Origin of the sequence: Methylorubrum rhodinum (genome assembly GCF_014199935.1) — a bacterium.
In the GTDB taxonomy this organism is placed as follows: domain Bacteria; phylum Pseudomonadota; class Alphaproteobacteria; order Rhizobiales; family Beijerinckiaceae; genus Methylobacterium; species Methylobacterium rhodinum.
In genome coordinates this window covers 18,535-35,500 of record NZ_JACHOP010000028.1, presented here as the reverse complement: position 1 = coordinate 35,500, position 16,966 = coordinate 18,535, and the positions used below count along the sequence as shown (strand labels likewise).

The 16,966-nt window shown below is 73.8% G+C and carries 14 protein-coding genes; all 14 read left to right on the top strand.

The window, feature by feature from the left end; all coding sequences use genetic code 11:
• Positions 1–59: 59 nt before the first annotated feature.
• Complete coding sequence (locus HNR00_RS22175; protein WP_246390928.1) at positions 60–1,499, top strand: hypothetical protein; 1,440 nt, start codon at positions 60–62, stop codon at positions 1,497–1,499.
• An 18-nt stretch (positions 1,500–1,517) separates the two neighbouring features.
• Positions 1,518–1,793: a hypothetical protein gene (locus tag HNR00_RS22170; protein WP_183573167.1), complete on the top strand. Its 276-nt coding sequence runs from the start codon at positions 1,518–1,520 to the stop codon at positions 1,791–1,793.
• A gap of 13 nt (positions 1,794–1,806) precedes the next feature.
• Entirely contained in the window at positions 1,807–2,931 is a 1,125-nt protein-coding gene (locus HNR00_RS22165; protein ID WP_183573165.1) for a DMP19 family protein, read from the top strand.
• 97 nt (positions 2,932–3,028) lie between these two features.
• On the top strand, positions 3,029–4,438 hold the full coding sequence (locus HNR00_RS22160) for a hypothetical protein (RefSeq protein WP_183573163.1): 1,410 nt from the start codon (positions 3,029–3,031) through the stop codon (positions 4,436–4,438).
• Positions 4,435–4,938: a hypothetical protein gene (locus tag HNR00_RS22155; protein ID WP_183573161.1), complete on the top strand. Its 504-nt coding sequence runs from the start codon at positions 4,435–4,437 to the stop codon at positions 4,936–4,938. Before HNR00_RS22160 ends, HNR00_RS22155 begins: the two co-directional genes overlap by 4 nt.
• A 107-nt stretch (positions 4,939–5,045) precedes the next feature.
• On the top strand, positions 5,046–6,248 hold the full coding sequence (locus tag HNR00_RS22150) for a hypothetical protein (RefSeq protein ID WP_183573159.1): 1,203 nt from the start codon (positions 5,046–5,048) through the stop codon (positions 6,246–6,248).
• A gap of 102 nt (positions 6,249–6,350) precedes the next feature.
• A complete protein-coding gene (locus HNR00_RS22145; RefSeq protein ID WP_183573157.1) occupies positions 6,351–7,331 on the top strand; it encodes a trypsin-like serine peptidase in 981 nt (326 codons plus the stop codon).
• Between the two features lie 106 nt (positions 7,332–7,437).
• Entirely contained in the window at positions 7,438–8,304 is an 867-nt protein-coding gene (locus HNR00_RS22140) for an OmpA family protein (RefSeq protein WP_183573155.1), read from the top strand.
• Between the two features lie 25 nt (positions 8,305–8,329).
• Complete coding sequence (locus HNR00_RS22135; protein WP_183573153.1) at positions 8,330–9,295, top strand: hypothetical protein; 966 nt, start codon at positions 8,330–8,332, stop codon at positions 9,293–9,295.
• 39 nt (positions 9,296–9,334) lie between these two features.
• Complete coding sequence (locus HNR00_RS22130) at positions 9,335–10,324, top strand: hypothetical protein (protein ID WP_183573151.1); 990 nt, start codon at positions 9,335–9,337, stop codon at positions 10,322–10,324.
• Positions 10,325–10,351: 27 nt separating this feature from the next.
• The gene (locus HNR00_RS22125) at positions 10,352–10,615 is read left to right on the top strand and encodes a hypothetical protein (protein WP_183573149.1); all 264 of its coding nucleotides are present in this window, start codon (positions 10,352–10,354) and stop codon (positions 10,613–10,615) included.
• 26 nt (positions 10,616–10,641) lie between these two features.
• Entirely contained in the window at positions 10,642–12,000 is a 1,359-nt protein-coding gene (locus HNR00_RS22120; protein ID WP_246390924.1) for a hypothetical protein, read from the top strand.
• Positions 12,001–12,033: 33 nt separating this feature from the next.
• Complete coding sequence (locus HNR00_RS22115; protein ID WP_183573147.1) at positions 12,034–15,126, top strand: hypothetical protein; 3,093 nt, start codon at positions 12,034–12,036, stop codon at positions 15,124–15,126.
• Entirely contained in the window at positions 15,123–16,787 is a 1,665-nt protein-coding gene (locus HNR00_RS22110; RefSeq protein WP_183573145.1) for an SWIM zinc finger family protein, read from the top strand. Before HNR00_RS22115 ends, HNR00_RS22110 begins: the two co-directional genes overlap by 4 nt.
• The last annotated feature ends 179 nt before the right edge of the window (positions 16,788–16,966 follow it).

Genomic DNA, 16,966 nt, shown 5'->3' with positions numbered 1-16,966 from the left:
CCCCCTCTGCGGGGGAGGGTGCCTGCGGAGCAGGCGGGAGAGGGGAGCGACGGTGCCGCTTGGCTGTCCTCGACCCGAATCCTCCGGAAGCCGGGCTCCCCTCTCCCGACCCCCTTCGGGGGCCACCCTCCCCCGCGGAGGGGGGAGGGTTTTTCGCGGCGGCCGTCGCGCTCCTCTTCACCATTCTCCTCTCCCCCGCCCGCGCCGACCCCACCACCGCCACCCTCGCCCCCTTCCTCGACGCGGTCGCGGCGTGCGCCGGGCGGCCCGACCTGACGCTCGCCGTCGTCGGCGTCGAGCCGGGCCAGACCGCGTTGTCGCGCGAGCAGGCCGAGGAGGTGCGGCTCGCTATCGAGAGCCGGCTCCAGGCGAGCGGCCGGGTGCGGCTCGCGGCTGCCGCCGACGTCGTCCGCATCAAGGCCCTACGCGAGGGCACCACGGGGCTCTCCGGCGCAGAGGCCGAGGCGCAGATCCGCCAAGCCTTCACCGGGGATGCCAGCGTCTTCCTCGTGGAGCCGCGCCGGGCCGGCGAGACCGCCGCGCTCCGGCTCCAGGCCATCACCCGCTCGGCCGCCTGCAAGGCGACGAGCGAGCCGGTGATCGTGCCGATCCGCGTCGGCGCGGGCGTTTCCGACGTCGATGCCGTGATGGAGGGCGCGGTCAAGGCGCTCGGCCAGGCCGCCCCGAACGCGAGCGCCGTCGAGGTCTGCCCCTTCGTGGCGGAGGGCGGCCATTCGAGCTGCGCCGGCGTGCTGACCGACCGCCTCCTCATCGCCCTCGACGCCGAGGCGCGCTCTGCCAACCGCGTGCTGAAGGGCGCCCGCCTCGACGTGCGCCGCCGCCCGCCCGGCACTGCCTGCACCGGTCCGCTCACCGCGCGGGGCCGCTTCCTCACCGACCGCGACCGGCAGGGTTCGTTGCAATCCTTCATGGAAGTCGAGTTCCAGCGCGACGGCGCGGTGCTGGCCCCGACCGGGCGACGCCGCATCGGCCTCGACGGGCTCGGCTGCGACCCGACCCCGCGGCCCTTCCTCGACCATCTCGCGGCCACCGCCCGCACCGACGGCGGCCGGCTCACGGTCGCACCCACCGCCACGCCGTTCTCGGCCGGGCAGCGGCTGGAACTGCGCATCGAATCGCGGGCGCGCCAGAGCCTCTATTGCTGGATCGTGGCTCCGGACGAGACCGCCTTCGTCGCGCTGCCCGTGCGCGACAACCCCGCCTCGCTCGATCCCCTCAAGCCCGGCGAGGCGCGGCGCTATCCCCGCGGCTACGGCCTCGACGAGATCGTCGCGGGCGAGCCGTTCGAGAACCTGTTTTCCTGCTTCGGCATCGAGGGCGGCCTGCCGCCGGAACTGGCCGCGCGCTGGCTGGCCGTCGCGCCGGGCGCGAACAGCGAGGCCAAACTGCTCCCGCCGCCCGACGTGCTCGATCTGCTGGAAAAAATCCGGGCGACGCCCGGCGTGACGGAGGCGACGGCGCGGATCGTCGTGCGCTGACAGCAAGAAGGGTGAAGCATGGCGCCGTTGGTCGGAAGTTTCCTGGGGGTCGTCCTCGGCTCGGCCCTGCTCGGGGCGCTGCTCGCCTGGGTTCTGCGGAAGGTGGCGTCCGTCTCGCGTCTGGCATCCTACGCGGCCGGCACCGCGGTGATGACCGTGGTCTATGCGCTCGCCGGGCAGGTGCCGCCCGCGCCCTTCGACCACGGGCTCGGCCACGTCGCCTTTCATGGCGTCGGCGGCTTCCTCGGCTTCGCGCTGCTTTGGCTGACGGCCGGGCGGCGCAAGAGGGCGTAGGGTGCGGGCCGGCATGGCACGTGAGGTTCCGAGGGCGTGGCGTCGCGCGCTCGCCGCGTTCGCCCTGACGGCGCTTGCCGCCTGCACGCAGCAGCAGGCCCCGGCCTGCGATCTCGATTCTCTCCGGCGCTACCCGATGACGAAGGCGGTCGAGAGCCGCGCCCTGCCGCTGCGCATGCCCGATCTCTTCTTCAAGTCCGAGGAGGAGCAGGCGGGGAAGACCAAGGACTTCGATCGGTTCTCCCTCGACGAGGCCGGCGCCGTCGCGATGCGGGCGGCGCTGGCCCGCGGGTTCGCGACCTTTGCGTCCATCGAGCGTCCGGTGCTCATGCTGGCGGCTCTGGACCACTGGACGAGCGGCGGCACCGGCCTGAAGGGCTTCTTCGTCCTCTCCGACAGCGTCCACTTCGACGAGGCCCTGCGCGTCCTCGACGCCGAGGGGCTCTCCGCCCACGCGGCGCTCCTGCGCGAGGGGGCCGCCCTGTTCGGCCCGGATTTCGGCGGCACCCAGGCCAAGCGCTACGCCCGCTGGAGCGACGGGCGCGGCGACATCCTGGACGAGGCGCTCGACGCCGCCCTGGACCGCCTGTCCGAGCGGTTCCGGGCGCTGCCGCGCCTCATCGACGAGGCGACGGCACGCATCTCCCGTTCGCCCGAACTCGCGGCGATCTACGAGCCCCTGCGCAGCGGGGCGGACGACGACGACCGCCTCGCCTTCCTCACCGGAGGCCTGTGGCAGTGCCTGAACCATTACGACGCGCCCGCCGCCGTGGCCGCCCGCCTCGCCGCCCTGCCGACGCCGCACGCTCGGATCGTCGCGGTGCGCATCTTCGAGGCGGAGATGCTGAACGGCTCGGTGCATCAGGCCTTCTTCAACTCCTCCGGCGTCCTCGCCCCCGATGTCGCCGCCGCCCTGAAGGCCATGAACCTGCCCGACCACGCCGCGGCGGTGGAGCGCGGCATCGCGATGTTTCCGAAACCCTATCCGCGCGAGACCGAGGCGCGCCGCGCCTTCATGGGCAAGCAGGACGAGGCCTTCGACGACGCGCTCGCCAACCTGACCGGCGACGTGGACGACGGAGCGATGCACGCGGCGATGATCGCCACGGCGCGTGCCGCCGATATCCTGCCGAAGTGATGAGGGCGCGAAACGTGACGTTGCCGACGGATGACGTTATCGAGGGTCCGCCGTGCCTCGGGCGCGGCGGACCGGGGCGGAAGCGCACGGGGCGCGCATGACCGGCGGATACGACGAGCGTTGCGCGGCCGACCTCGCCGCGGTGGGCGAGGGCCGCGACCTCTCCCGCGCCGACCGGGCATGGCTCGCCCGCGTCGTCACCGGCGCCGTACGCCCGAACCGCGACCGGCCGCTCTGGGACCTCGCCCACGCGCTCGCCGCCCTGGCGCGGGCGACCTCCGCCCGCGAGGGCCGCGACCTCGTGACCCTCGCCCTCGATCCCGGCCTTTCGAGCGCAGCGAACTGCGAGGCGCGCTTCTCCGGGCGTTTGGCCGCGGATGCCCGCGGTCTCGTCCTCGAAGGAGAGGCCGGCTGGCACACCGGCTGGTCCGGCCTCGCCCGGCTGCTGGCGCTTGGGGAATTCGTGCTGACGGCCGAGGAGCTGGCCGGGTTCGGCACCGTCACCGGCTGGCTCGACGAACTGGCCGCCGCGCCGGATTCCGAGGGCGCCGCCTTCCTGGCCAAGCGCCTCGCCCGGCATCTTACCGCCTACCGCAACGCCCACCTGCCGCTGGCACGGGAGGAGCGGCGCTTCCGAGCGCTGCTCGGCTTCCTCGGCGGGCGCCGCGCCTTCTCGGATGCCGACATCCTCGCCTTCTGGCAGGCCGAGATGGCGGCGGGCGAGCGGCCGGGCTTCCGCACGATCGCCGAGCATTTCGTGACCTTCGAGGCCGGCGCGCATCTGGTGGACGGCCTCGACGGATTGGCGTCGGCCGCCTCCCTCGACGCGCAAGAGGACGGGCATAGGGGCTGGGAGGAGCGCCTCGATGCCGCGCTCGCCGACCTCGCCGCCGCGGAGCCCGCCGCCTCGCTGGCGGTGCTGCTGGCCGACTGGCCGGAGGGGCCCAAGATCCTCACCGGTGCCGAGCGCGAGGATCTCGCCGACTTCCTGCGGCTGGAGCCGTTCCACCGCACCCGTCCGCTGACGACCCTGCGGGCGGCGAGTTTCGGGCGGGTGCAATCGGGCATCGCCAACCGCCTGCGCCGGGGCGGGGGCGGCGCCGACATCGCCGAGCGCGCGGCCTGCACGGACGCCGAGAGCTACGCGGCGCTCGCCGAGCGGGCGGCGGCGCTCGCCGCCCATCTCGCCCGGATGCTGCGGATCGCGGCGGCCCTCCGCATCCTCGAACGCGACGCCCTCTCCGATGAGGCCCGCGCCGCCCTCGACGCCGCCGAGGCCGACCTGCGCCGGGTGCGGCGGGCCGGCTTCGAGGACCGCGCCGGGCTGACCGCCGGCTTTGCCGCCGCCGAGACGGCTTTGCTGCGCGTCGCCGAGGAAACCGGCCGGCTGGAGCGGGCGCTCGCGGCGCTCGCCCGGCAGCATCCGCTGGACATTGGCTTCGAGGCCGACCGCGCGGTCTTCGCCGCGGCGTTGTCCGCGGCCTATGCCGGGGAGGCGGCGGCATGAGCGACGAGGCCCGCCTGCTCGCCGAACTCCACGCCACCCGCGCCCTGATGCGGGAACCCGCACCCGCGCCCCGCATCGGCCACGCCGCGCTCTGGGCGCACGCCACCCGCGCGGCCGGGAATCCGGTCGATCTCATTGTCGTTCGGGCGATCCGCACCGATCCGGGCGTGGCCCGCCGCTACCGCACCCTGCTCGGCGCCCAGGCCATCGCCCACGCACCGCTCGCCGCGGCAGCCTCGGACGGCGCGCTCCTGCGCCGCCGGGTCGGCCCGTTCGAACTGGAGATCCTGGAGGGCACGCCGCCCCTCCTGATCCTGCGCGGTGTCGAAGAACGCCCGCCCCGGACGATCGAGGCGTGGCTCGGCGACGAGGGTGTACGGCTCGACCTCGCGCCCCCGGTCGAGGGCGCGATCGTGCTGGCGCTCGATCCGGCGGTGCCGGAGGCGGAGGCGCTGGGCCGCATGCTGCGCGATCCGGGCAGCGCGGTGTTCCTGTTGTGAGAAGAGAAGCGCGAGCGCGCCGCAAACCCTCCCCCCATCGGATATCGGGCAAGCCCGATATCCGATGGGGGGAGGGTTTGGGCGCTTGGATCTGCGGGCGCCCCCGCATGACCCCGCCCGCGATCCTCATCATCATCCCCACCACCGCCGGCCCCCTGCGCCTGCGCGCGCTCACGCCCCGCTCCGGCCTGCCGGCCTCGGCCGCCTTCGCCGACGGCGATTACCGCCCGCTGCCCTGGTCGGCCGACTATGCCCGGCTGTGCGCCGCGGGCGGGCCGCTCGCCCGGCTCGTCGGGCACGAGGTCGGCCCGCACGAACTCCGCCTGTCGGGCTCGTTCGATGCCGGGCGCTCTTGGGAGGTCCCGGTCGGCCTCGCCCACGGGCTGACCGCGCGCGGCCACCGCCTCGTCGCCGAGCCCGCGGAAGCCGACCTGATCCTGTGGGCCACCGGCGCGGTCGATCTCGACCTCGCGGTGCTGCCCGGCGACTACGCGCTCCTCGACAAGATCGAGCGCTCCCGCAGCCTCCTCGCCGAGGCGCCGCGGGCTCGCCTCGCGGTTTTGCTGCCGGACGGGCCGGAGCGGGCAGCGGCCGAAACCGCCGTTCGCGCGCTCGGGCGGCCCGAAATGCTGCCGGGCAAAGGTCTGACGGCGGCGCTCGACGCGCTGACGCGACCGGCGGATCCGCCCGTCGCCGCCGAGGCGCCCCCGCCGGCACGCCGGCTCCGTCGCCTCGCCCTGCCTGTGGGCGCGCTCGCCGCCGCGGGCGTCGCCGCGATGGTCGCCTTCACACCGCGTTCGGTCCCGAGCCTCAGCACGAAAGAGCCCGCGGCGACCTTCGCTGCCACGACGGCGGCCGAGCCGCCTGCGCGCGAGCCGGGCACTGCCGCCGCCACGGCAGCGAAGCCACCGGACGCCGACCCTGCTCCGGCGCCGAAAGCGCCCGCCGCCCCCATGATCCATGTCGAGGAGTTGCGCGCGCCCGCCGGCTCGTCCTGCCGCCGCGTTGCCTTCGGGGCCGATGCGCCCGAGCGGCGTCCCGTGCCGGTCGAGACCGCGGATCGCTTCGCCCCGACCCGCCTCGCGCCGGACCTGTGCGGCATCGCTGTCCGGGCCGAGGCGCCCGCCTCCCGGATCGAAGTCGGCCCGGAGCTGCGCGCCGCCGCCCTGCCCCCGGTGCGGCTCGCCGACGGGGCGCAGGGCTACTTCCTGCGCGAGGGCGGGCGCCAAAACCTCGTCTACGCGGTCCAGGCCGTCACCGAGGCGGGCGCGGCGTCCGGCCCGCGCCTCGTCCATGCGCTCACGCGCTGAGGGAGGCCCGATGGGAACGGCGATGGGACTGCAATCCGTTCACGGCTTTTTGACCTATGGCCTTCAGCCGGGCATAGAGCCGCGACGAAGCGGAGGGAAGCGATGACCTCGATTCGCCGGAAACACCGCCCCCTCGGGGCAGGAGCCTGCCTGCTGCTCGCACTCGGGATGTCCGGCCCGGCCGCGGGCCAGAGCGTCGGGTTCGATCCCGCCGATTACGGGCGGGCGCAACTGCCCCTGCGCCAGACCACCGGCGACGCGGCCGCCTATGTCGATCAGAACAAGGGCGCGTTCGAGCCGATCGCGGAGCTCGATCCCAAGGACGGGCTCGCGGCGCTTGCCCGCCCCATCGGCCGCGTCGACATCGTGCTCAAGAATACCCGCACCGGCCAGCAGGTCGGCGCGTCCTGCACCGGTACGCTGCTGCCGGGCGACTATGTGCTGACCAACCACCATTGCCTGCCGCAGGGCGGCGAGATGGTGCCGGTCAAGGCGTCGATCCTGATGGATTACCTGACGCTCGACGGGAAGGGCTCGCGCCGCTTCGAGATCGACCCGAAGCCGGTCGAGTTCGACGCGCGGCTCGACTACGCGCTGGCCCGTGTCGCCGGCAACCCGACCGCGACCTACGGCGCCGCGAAGCTTTCCGGCGATGCGATCCCCGGCAACCGCTCGATGCTCGTCATCCACCATCCCCTCGGGCGGCCGAAGGTGATGAGCCGCTTCCGCTGCTTCGCCCTGAAGGACCAGGCCGAGGGGCCGGACCTGCGCCATCGCTGCGACACGCTCGGCGGCTCGTCGGGCTCGCTGATGTTCGACGCCTCGGTGGCGGGGGTGGCGCTCCACAAGGAGGGCGGGCTCGATCCCAAGGACACGACGAGCTTCAACAACGCCACGCGGCTGACCGCACTTCTGGGGCGCAGCCCGATCCTGGCGAAGATCGCGGCGGCGCAGGGGCGCCCCGTGGCCGCTGCTGACCCGGCGCCGCTGCCCACTGCTGCCAACCCGGTGACGGCGCCCGCGCCCGCCGCCGACGGGCCGCTCGATCCGGCCCGGATGAACGCGATCCTGCGGGGCCGCTGAAGACCGACAAAAAAATTCGGCGGCGGACGCGCGAAACGCGCTCTGGGCCGCCCAAGGACGGGGTGTGAGGGGCCGAAGCAAGGCCCGGGATCGAGAGGGGGACCCGATGCGAAGCGTCGATGCGCTCGTGCGAAACACCGCGCCTGCGCGCCGCCGGGCGGCGAAGGGCGGGCACCGGCCAGCAGCGTTCAGCCGCGCCGGCTCGGCCGTGGCGGCCTGCCTCGCCGTGCTGCTCGCGGGCCAAGCGCTCGCCAACCCGCTGACCCAGGTGCCCGGCAATGGGCCCGGCAATGGGCCCGGCGTCCGCCCGGCGGAGGCCGAGGCGCCCCCGCCGCGCGACGAGGTTTTGGAGCGGGCGGAGGCGGGCGCCGCCAACCCGAGCGCCACCGCGATCATCCGCTCGCTCGCCCCCTTCGCCGACGGCAATCCCGGCGCTCCGGCGGCGGCGCTCTCGGTCGCCCCCGGCGACGGCGGCCCGGCGGTTCGGGTGATCGCCGCCCGCTCGGTCGATCTCACCGTCTTCTTCGCCTACGACAGCGCCCGCCTGACGCCCGAGGCGCGCATCCAGCTCGAACCGCTGGCCGAGGCCCTGCGCGCGCCGGCCTTGGCAGGCCAAAGCTTCCTCATCGCCGGCCACACCGACGCGGCCGGCGGGCTCGCCTACAACCGCCGCCTCTCGCTCGCGCGGGCAAGGGCCGTGAAGGTTCATCTCGTCGAGGGCTACGGCGTCGCGCCGGAGCGGCTGCGCGTCCACGGCTGGGGGCCGAGCCGCCCGAAGGACCTTTCGGCGCCGCTGTCGCGGGTGAACCGCCGGGTCGAGGTCAGCCTGATCGCGCCGGCCCGCACCGGGGCGCTGCGCTTCGTCCTGCCCGCCGCGACGACCTGCGCCGGCCTCCCTGACCCGCGGGCGACGGCCTCCCTCGACCTCGACGATTTCGACGCGGCCCCGACGCCGCTGCCCTGCGCCGACTGACCGCCGCCCCCTGGAGACTTCCTTGATGTTCGCTCGTGCCCAAAAAACCTCTTTCGCGGCTGCCCTGTTCGCGCTCGCCGCTGGCCTCACGCTGCTGGCGGCGCCCGCGCAGGCGCAGGGGAAGCCCAACCTCGTGGTGATGGGCGAGGATGCCGACGAGGACGCAGTGCCCCGCGGCAACCGCATCTTCCAGCGGGTCATCGCCGAACTGTCCGAGACGATGAACCTGCGCGGCTACAACGTCTACGACGAGACCGCGGTGGCGATGGGCTTCACCCAGGCCAACCGCGTGCGCCGCCGCGACGCCGAGCTGATCGAGGTCGCCCGCGCGGTCCAGAATCCGCCCCTCGAGGTGGTGGCGGTGTTCCAGATCTACGCCTCGGCCTCGAAGTCGGCCTATTCCGACATCGTTCGGCCGGAGGTGCGCATCCCCGGCCGGCTCCTGAACGTGCGCACCGGCCAGTCGCTCGGCTCGTTCGAGGTGGCCGGACTGCAATTGCCGCCCCTGCCGCAGGGCTGCGACCGCGAATGCCTGCTGGAGCGGGTCGGCGCCGAGGCCAAAGCAATCGCGGGCGACGTCGCGGCGGCGCTGGCGGCCAAGCTCGACGGCGTCATCGCCCCCCGCCGCGGCGCCGATGCCGGCCCGCCGCCCCCCGCCGCGGCGCCCGTCGCCCCGCTGGGCGGAGCCGTTGCAGCGGCGCCCGGCGCAGAGGCCTGCGGCGGCCTGCCGAGCGCCTACGTGGTCAAGCTCAACGGCTTCTCGGCCCAGGAAGTGCAGGCCGCCGAGGAGTACATGGCGGCCTTCCGCTGCTACGAGCATCACCGCCCGGTCCGTTCCGGCGGCGCAACCGCCGATTACTGGTACGAGACCCGCTCCGACTCCGCCCGGCTGGGCCGCAACCTGCGCCTGATGCTGGAGCACATGAGCGCGCCCGGACAGGTCCAGTTCTCCGGCAATACCTTCGTCATCAGCCGCGTCGCGACCCGGTAAGCCACCCTCTCCGCCAGCCCCACTTTGAGGAGTTTCCCGATGATCGACGGATCGTTTCTGCGCGCCCTGTTCGCCCGCTTGCGCCGGCCTTCGCTTCGCGGCCTCGTCGCCGGCCTCGTCGGCGCCCTGGCCGCGATCCTGCCGGCCCGCGCCGAGCCGGTCTTCCCGCCCGCCGGCTCGCTCGGCCTCGCGCCGCCCGCGGGCATGACCCCGGCCAAGAGCTTCGCCGGGTTCGAGCATCGCTCCGGCGCCTCGATCATCCTGATGGAGATGCCGCCGGAGGCCTGGGACCAGATCAGCCAAAAATTCACGCCCGAGGCGGTGGCCGCGAGCGGCTTCCGGGTGAAGGGCGAGCGCGAGGCGCTGCCGGTCCAGGGCGGCGAGGGCTTCGTCCTGCGCGGCAGCCAGAGCGCCAACGGGCTCACCTATACCAAGTGGGTTGCGGTGGTGCGGGGCGCCCCCGGCACCGGCCTCGTCACCGTGCAGGTGCCGGAGAGTGCGGCCAAGCAGGTGCCCGGCAAGGCGGTCGAGGCGGCGCTCCGCACCATCGCCTTCCGGGCGAAGGCCAGCGTCGCCGATCAGGTCGCGGCCCTGCCCTACACCATCGGCGACACCGCCGGGTACCGGCCGGTGGTCGTGTTCGCCGGCAACAGCCTGATCCTGACCGAGGGGCCGAAGGACGTCGATCCGCAAGGAGAGCAGCCCGCCATCCTCATCACGCCGTCCCTCGGGCAGGTGGCGGTACCCTCGGGCGGGGAGGCCACGCTGGCCCGCCGCGTCTTCGCCGCGCACAAGGACGCGCGGGACGTAGCCGTCACCGGCGAGGAAAGTTCGCCCCGCGGCTCGGCGATCGTGGTGCGGCTGCGCGGCACCTACACCGACACCCGGACCAGCCGCCCGATGGCGATGACCCAGACCATGGTGTTCGAGGGCGACCGCTACCTGCGGGTGCTCGGCTTCGCCGACGCCGCCAAGGCCGACGCGCTGGCCCGCGCCGAGCGCGTCGCGGCCTCCGTGGCCTTGCGCTGAGACGGGGGCGGGCGGGGCTCGTCGCGCATGATGCTGATCCTGACCGCGATCGTCTGGACGCCCGCGCTGCTGCTGGCGCTCGGCCTCGGGCTCGCCTTCCTCACCGGCTGCCACGTCGACGAGGGCAGCCGGCACCCTTGCGTGATCTGCGGCCTCGATCTCGGCGGGCTGCTCTACACGCTGACGATGATGGGCTGGCTGATGATCCCGATGCTGCCGTTCATGGTGCTGACGCTGCTCGTCGGCCTCGGATCGGGAATGTGGGCGCTGGTGCGGGGATGGTGGGCGTGAGGGAGGCGGGGCGCTTCATGGGATGCATGATCCGAGGCCTGTGTCTGGTGCTGGCGATCGGGCTCGGCGCGAGCCCGGCCCGCTCGCAAGTCGATGGCTCCGTCACGCCGCTGCCCTTCACTTCGTCGGCGGAACTGCGCGCCGCCACCGTCGCCCGCGAGGTCCGCGCCTTGCGTGCCGCCAACCCGGTCGCCGCGGCCGAGACCGCCCGCGAGATGGCGCGGCACGACTACGATACGATCTTCCGCGGCTTCCTCGACGGCACGCCCCTGCGCTCGGACGATGCCGGCGACGTGCTCGCCGCGTTCGTGGCGCTGCAATGGATGGTCGCCAACGATTCCATGACCGAGCCGAGCCCCTCGGCGCTCAAGGCGATCCGCCGGACCTTCGTCGAACCCCTGGCGGTCAAGCCGCCGCTGTCGCAGCCCGCGACCCGCGCGGCGTTCGCCGAGCAGGTGAAGCTGCGCATGGTGCTCCACCACGCGGGCTGGAAGGCGGCCAAGCAGCTCGGCGTGCTGCCGCGCTTCCTCGCCACCCTGTCGAACGAGTTCATTCCGGCGAGCAAGCTCCAGGCGCTGGCCCTCACCGACGAGGGGCTGGTGGGCAAGGGGGCCCGCCGGTCCGCCCTGATGCCGGATGCGCCTCCTCCGGTCGCCGACGCCCGCCCGACACCGCCGCCGACGCCCGCTGCGCCGCCGCCCGACGCCGCGCAGCCGCCGCGCCATGCCGCCAATTGGGACACGGTCGAGGGCGTGTATTTCCGCTCCACCACCGGCTTCGGCGTCGGCGGCATGATGACCATCGACTTCGAGCCGCTGATCTTTTTGCGCGACGGCACCTATTACGAGATCGCCGACACGGCCCTCGAAGACGTTGACCTGTCGGCAGAACGCATCGCCAAGCCACGCCGGTTCGGCCGCTGGACGCGGGCGGCCAAGGGCTTCGTGCTGACGGATTCCAAGGGCAAATCCAACGACTACGCGCTCGGCGACGGCAGCTTCTTCCGCGCCTTCCCGGCCGCCTCCGGCGAGAGCGTGAAGCGTTCGTATCGGCGCCTGTCGGGCGGCGGCAACACCGCTTTGGGCGGCAGCGTCTCGATCGCCGTCGAGAGCCGCTACGACTTCCGCCCGGACGGCAGCTACGGCCGCGGCGGCTCGGTCGGGGCGATCAATTCGGGGGGCGACTCCGGCGTCGGCACCGCGATCGGCCGCCGCCGCGCGCCGGAGGGCGGGCGCTACGCCCTCGACCGCCACACGTTGACCCTCACGGCCGCCGACGGGCGCAGCCGCCGCGTCTTCTTCGCCTACAGCTCGCAGAAGGAGCCGCCGGAGATCGACCGCGACATGATCTTCATCGGCGACGACGTGTTCTCGTCCGATGACTGAGCGCCCCGTCCGCCCATCGGCCCGGAGGCCGGCATGAGACTCGTCCGTACCGCCGCCCTTCACCTGCGCGAGGGCACCTCCGACAAGGTCTACGAGGTCGATCTCGTCGAGAACGACGCGCTCGCCGGCCCCGCGCGCTTCCTCGTGAACACCCGCCACGGGCGCCGCGGCGCGGTCCTGCGCGAGGGCGCGAAGACCGCGCAGCCCGTCTCCGCCGAGGCAGCGCAAAAGCTCTTCGACAGCGTCGTCGTGTCGAAGCTCAACGGCGGCTACCGCCGCACCGACCTGCCCGACGTTGTGAAGCCGGCCGGCGACGCGCCGGGGGGGCGCGACGGGGTGCTGCTGGCGCGGCTTACGGCCTGTCGGCGGGAGCGGTGGCCCGAGCGCGACCGCGCCCGCCTGCTCTGGCGCATCGGCCAGTTGCGGATCGCCGCGGCGCTGCCCGACCTGCTCGCACTGGCCAAGGATCTCGAGCCCGCCCAGGCGCCCTACACCCTGGTCTGGGCGCTGGACCGCACCGGGGGCGCGGCCGCGCGGCCGGCGCTGGAGGCGATCGCCGCCGCCAGCGACAGCGTCGCGACCCGCGATCTCGCCCGCTTCGCCCTCGCACCGGACGCCCCCGCCTCCGACCCGGACCTTCCCGATACGATCGCCCGCCCGGCCGAGGCCGGCGACGCGGACGGCCTGTGCGGCGCCCTCGACGGGCTCGCCCGCACCGATCCGGGCCGGGTCGGGCCGGCCCTGGTGGCGCTCGGGCGCCGCGCGCGGGGCGACGGCGGCCTGCACGCGACGCTCTGCGCCGCGATTCCCCGCCTGCCGGCTCGCCCACCCTACCTGATCGGGCTTCGCCGGCTGTTCAAGCACGCCGAGATGGCCGACGATGCCGGCCTTTTCGCCGCGACCGCATATCGCTTCGAGACCGCGGAGCCGATGTACTGGCGCGGCGAGGGCCATGCCTACGTGGCGGAGCTGCGCCGCTCCTTCCCGCTCGATAGCCTGCGCCGCGGCGCCGACACGATCGTCGGCCTCTCGACCGTGACCCACGACTACCTGCGCCGCCGCATCTGGCGGGCCTTGCGCAAGCGCGGCGAGGTCGGCGATCCGACCTTCGCCGCGATGGCGGCGGACTATCTGCTGAACCTGCGCCCGGACGATCTGCGGCCGCGATCCGCCTGGACCTCCTGGGTGCGCCGGCCCGGCGGGACCTGGGGCCGCGAGCCCCGCGCCTACGGGCCATTGGGCCATCACTGGACCGCCAACCAGCTCCTGTACCGGAACGCCGCCGGCATGGTGGCGCGTCCGAAATCCCTGCGCTTCGTCGAGACGGCCGAGCCCGATCCCGACAGCCGCGACGAGGCCTTTCCCGATCTCTGGAGCGCCCGGCCCGATCTCGCGCTCTGCCTCGCCGCGGGCTCGGCGATCGCGCCGGTGGCCATGCTCGGCGTGCGCGTGCTGCGGGCCGACGCCGCCGCCCGCGAGGCCCTGACGTCGGCCGAGCTCGGCCGCCTGCTCGCCGCGCCGATCCTTCCCGTGCAAAGCCTCGGCTTCGACACCGCCCGCGACCGCCTCGCCCGCGGCACGGCCGATCCCGAACTCCTGGCGGCCCTGGTCGCCGCCCGCCTGCCCGAGGCGCGCGGCCTCGCGCTCCAGCGGATCGAGGCCGATCCCGCCCTGCCCTGGCGGGAGGACGGCCTCGCCTTCGCCCTGCTGACGAGCCCGGAGCCGGAGGTCGCCGCGGCTCTGGCGCGGCTCGCCGGACGCGGCATGCCCCGAGACGTGGCTGCGGCGCTGGGGCAACGGCTGATCGCGTGGCTGCGGGCGATGCCGCCCGCGCCCGACGTGACGGCGCAAGCCGCGATCCGGGCGATGCGCGCGGGCCTTCCCGCCCTGTGGCCGGCTCACGACATGCCGCTGGCGCGCGACGGCCTCACGGATCTGGCCCGCCATTCCGCACCCGAGGTCGTGGCAGCCGTTCTCGACCTGCTGACGCGCTCCGGCACGGACGCCGACAGCCTGCCCTCCGACCTCTGGGACGCGCTGATCGGCTCGGCCTCCGAAGAGATTCAGGCCGCGGCCTTCGGCCTGCTGGCCCGCTCCGACGACGCGCGTCTCGCCGCGCAGGCCGAGCGCGTGCTGGCGTTGGCGAGCGGCCCGTCGCCGGCCCTACGGCTCGCGGCGCGTCCCCTGGTCGTGCGCCTTGCCGCCCTCGATCCGGCACTGGCCGAGCGTCTCGCGCGGGAGCTGGTCGACGCGCTGTTCCGCACCGCGCCGGACGATGCCTTCCCGGCCGATATGGTCGCGCTCCTGACCGAGGCGATGTCCGAACAGTTGACCGCCCTCGATCCCGGCACCGTCTGGCGGCTCCTGCAGGCACGGGCCAAGGGCGCCCGGCTGCTCGGGGCCACGCTGCTGAACGAGCGCGCGCCCGATCTCTTCAGCGTGCGCCAGATCGCCCGCCTCGGCGGCCATCCGCACGTCGCGGTGCGGCGTTGGGCGATGGCGGCTTGCGAGGCCGCGCCCGCCCGCTTCCAGGCGGAAGCGGAGGACGCCGTACTCCTGATCGAGAGCGACTGGCCCGACGCCACCGCCTTCGCCCGCACCTGTTTCGAGACCTGGCCCGAGGAGGCCTGGACGCCCGCCGCGCTGGCGGTCGTCACCGATAGCGTCCGTCCGGAGGTGCTGGCCTTCGCCCGGACGCTCCTGCGCAGCCGCCTCGGGCCGGGTGATGTGCAGGCGCAAGTCCTGCGCCTGCTCGAACACCCCTCCCCCTCCATGCACCTCCTCGTCACCGAACTCCTCACCGAGCAGGCGGTCGCGAGCGAGGACGCCTTCGCCCGGCTGATCCCGCTCGCCCGCATCGTGATGCTGCAGGTGCTCAAAGGCCGGGTCGCCAAGGACCGGATGGCCGCCTTCCTGCGGGCGCAGGCCTTGAGCCGCCGCGAGCGGGCCGAGCGCCTGCTGCCGCTCTTTTCCGACCTTTCGCTCAGCGGCACCGCCCGCGACCGCGCCGCGGCGATCCTGACCTTGCGCGACATCGCCCAAGCCCATCCCGGCCTCGACACGCCGCTCGACCGGCGCGCGCCGGAGACGCGGGGCCCCGGCGCCCGCGCGGAGGCCGCCCGATGAACTTCGTCCACCGCTATCTCGGGCAGAGCCGGGCCGAATCCGACGCGGGCGCGACCCGCCTCGGCTTCGCGCCCGATACCTTGCGCCAGCCGACCTTCTTCACCGGCAAGGTCGCCCGCCACCTACCGTTCCGCGAGGCGATCTCCGCGCTCCACCACGTCGTCGTGTCGGACCTGCGCTTCAAGCCGAAGGACCGCACCGCCTACCTCGCGTGGCTCCAGGCCAACGAGCAGCAGCTTCTCGCCGAAGCGCTGAGCGACCGGGACGCGATCCGCAACGAGATCGAGGCCCTGCGCCGGGAAGCCGGGGAGATCGACCTGCGCAGCGGCGCCATCATGCGCCCGTTCCACCACGCGCGGCAGCGTTACTTCAACTACCTCTACAAGGAGAACTTCGACGCCTGGATCGTGCTCGATCCGGTCATCACCGTGCATCCCGACGAGATCTTCTTCGAAGCCTTCAGCCTCGACGAATCGAGCTACGGGCGCCTGTCCTGCGACCACGACACGTTCGAGCGCCTCGGCGCCATGGCCTACGGCACCACCAACATCGATTACAGCCACGCCCTCTACGACGAATTCCAGAAGATCCGCAGCTACCGCGACACCGAGCTGTCGATCGACCCGACCGGCTTCGAGGTGCAGACCACCGGCGAGGCGGCCTATCGCGAGGACAAGATCGAGCTGCCCGATTCGTGGATGCGCGGCTTCCTGCAAGTGTCGAGCGCGATGGCGCAGCCGGCCTTCACGGTCGATCTCCACCCGGTGGACATGCACGCGATCCTGACGCGCCTCGGCGCCCGGCGGGAGCGGCACGGGCCGCGCTCGCTGCGCTTCCTGCTGGAGCCCGACCGGCCGGTCGGCGTCGTGATCGAGCCCTGGAACGAGCGGCTGACCTTCCGCCGCTCGATCTACAGGGGACAGACCGGCGCCGAGATCCGGCTGTGGGGCCGGCGGCGGCTGGCGATCCTGGCGCGTGCCCTGCCGCTCGCCAAATCCGTGCGGCTGCATCTGCTGGGCACCGGGCTGCCCTCCTTCGCCGTGCTCGATTTCGGCGGCTTGCGCTTCACGCTGGGCCTGTCCGGTTGGACCGCCAACGACTGGTCGCGCGCCGGCCGGTTCGACCTGCTGGCGCCCCGCACCGACGTCGATGCCGACACCGCCGCCCGCGTCTTCGCCGCGCTCGGGCAACGCCATCTCGCCAACGCCGAGGTGCTGAGCCGTGACACCGGCCTCGCCCGCTCGACCGTCGAGGCGGCGCTCGGCGGCTATGTCCAGGCTGGGCGCGCCATGTTCGACCTCGACAAGCGCGTCTACCGCCTGCGCGAACTGACCCGCGAGCCGCTGGATGCGGGCGCGCTCCGCTTCGCCTCGGAGCAGGAGGCCAAGGCCGACCGCTTCCTCCATGCCGGGCTCGTCGCCCTCGATCCCGTCCGCCACGCCGACGGCCTGCGCTGGATCTCCGGCACCGTGCTCGACGACGGCACGCCGTTGCGCCCCACCGTCGAGATCGACGCCGACGACCGCATGGTCGGCGGCTCCTGCGGCTGCAGCTACGCCATCCGCAACCGGCTGATGCGCGGCCCCTGCGAGCACATGCTGGCCTTGCGCCGCTACTTCCACGCACAGGTCGAGGGCAAGCCGATGGGGTCTCGGGCGTGAGAAGTCCGCGATTGATGCCGGCCAGCAGTCGGTCTACGATTCACGCTACGAGGGGCGCCTGCCGGGGCGGACCTTGCATCCCGGGCGGCGTTTCGCCGTCCCTGCACCCTGCCCGGCAAAGCGTCACCGGCCCGCTCTTCACTGGGCCGGCACTGACCACCCGGCGGCGTTCGCGGTTT

Bases quoted from the DNA above. Each gene is read 5' to 3' on its own strand.
- HNR00_RS22170 (WP_183573167.1), top strand. From the start codon at position 1,518: ATGGCGCCGTTGGTCGGAAGTTTCCTGGGGGTCGTCCTCGGCTCGGCC.
- HNR00_RS22165 (WP_183573165.1), top strand. From the start codon at position 1,807: ATGGCACGTGAGGTTCCGAGGGCGTGGCGTCGCGCGCTCGCCGCGTTC.
- HNR00_RS22160 (WP_183573163.1), top strand. From the start codon at position 3,029: ATGACCGGCGGATACGACGAGCGTTGCGCGGCCGACCTCGCCGCGGTG.
- HNR00_RS22155 (WP_183573161.1), top strand. From the start codon at position 4,435: ATGAGCGACGAGGCCCGCCTGCTCGCCGAACTCCACGCCACCCGCGCC.
- HNR00_RS22150 (WP_183573159.1), top strand. From the start codon at position 5,046: ATGACCCCGCCCGCGATCCTCATCATCATCCCCACCACCGCCGGCCCC.
- HNR00_RS22145 (WP_183573157.1), top strand. From the start codon at position 6,351: ATGACCTCGATTCGCCGGAAACACCGCCCCCTCGGGGCAGGAGCCTGC.
- HNR00_RS22140 (WP_183573155.1), top strand. From the start codon at position 7,438: ATGCGAAGCGTCGATGCGCTCGTGCGAAACACCGCGCCTGCGCGCCGC.
- HNR00_RS22135 (WP_183573153.1), top strand. From the start codon at position 8,330: ATGTTCGCTCGTGCCCAAAAAACCTCTTTCGCGGCTGCCCTGTTCGCG.
- HNR00_RS22130 (WP_183573151.1), top strand. From the start codon at position 9,335: ATGATCGACGGATCGTTTCTGCGCGCCCTGTTCGCCCGCTTGCGCCGG.
- HNR00_RS22125 (WP_183573149.1), top strand. From the start codon at position 10,352: ATGATGCTGATCCTGACCGCGATCGTCTGGACGCCCGCGCTGCTGCTG.
- HNR00_RS22120 (WP_246390924.1), top strand. From the start codon at position 10,642: ATGATCCGAGGCCTGTGTCTGGTGCTGGCGATCGGGCTCGGCGCGAGC.
- HNR00_RS22115 (WP_183573147.1), top strand. From the start codon at position 12,034: ATGAGACTCGTCCGTACCGCCGCCCTTCACCTGCGCGAGGGCACCTCC.
- HNR00_RS22110 (WP_183573145.1), top strand. From the start codon at position 15,123: ATGAACTTCGTCCACCGCTATCTCGGGCAGAGCCGGGCCGAATCCGAC.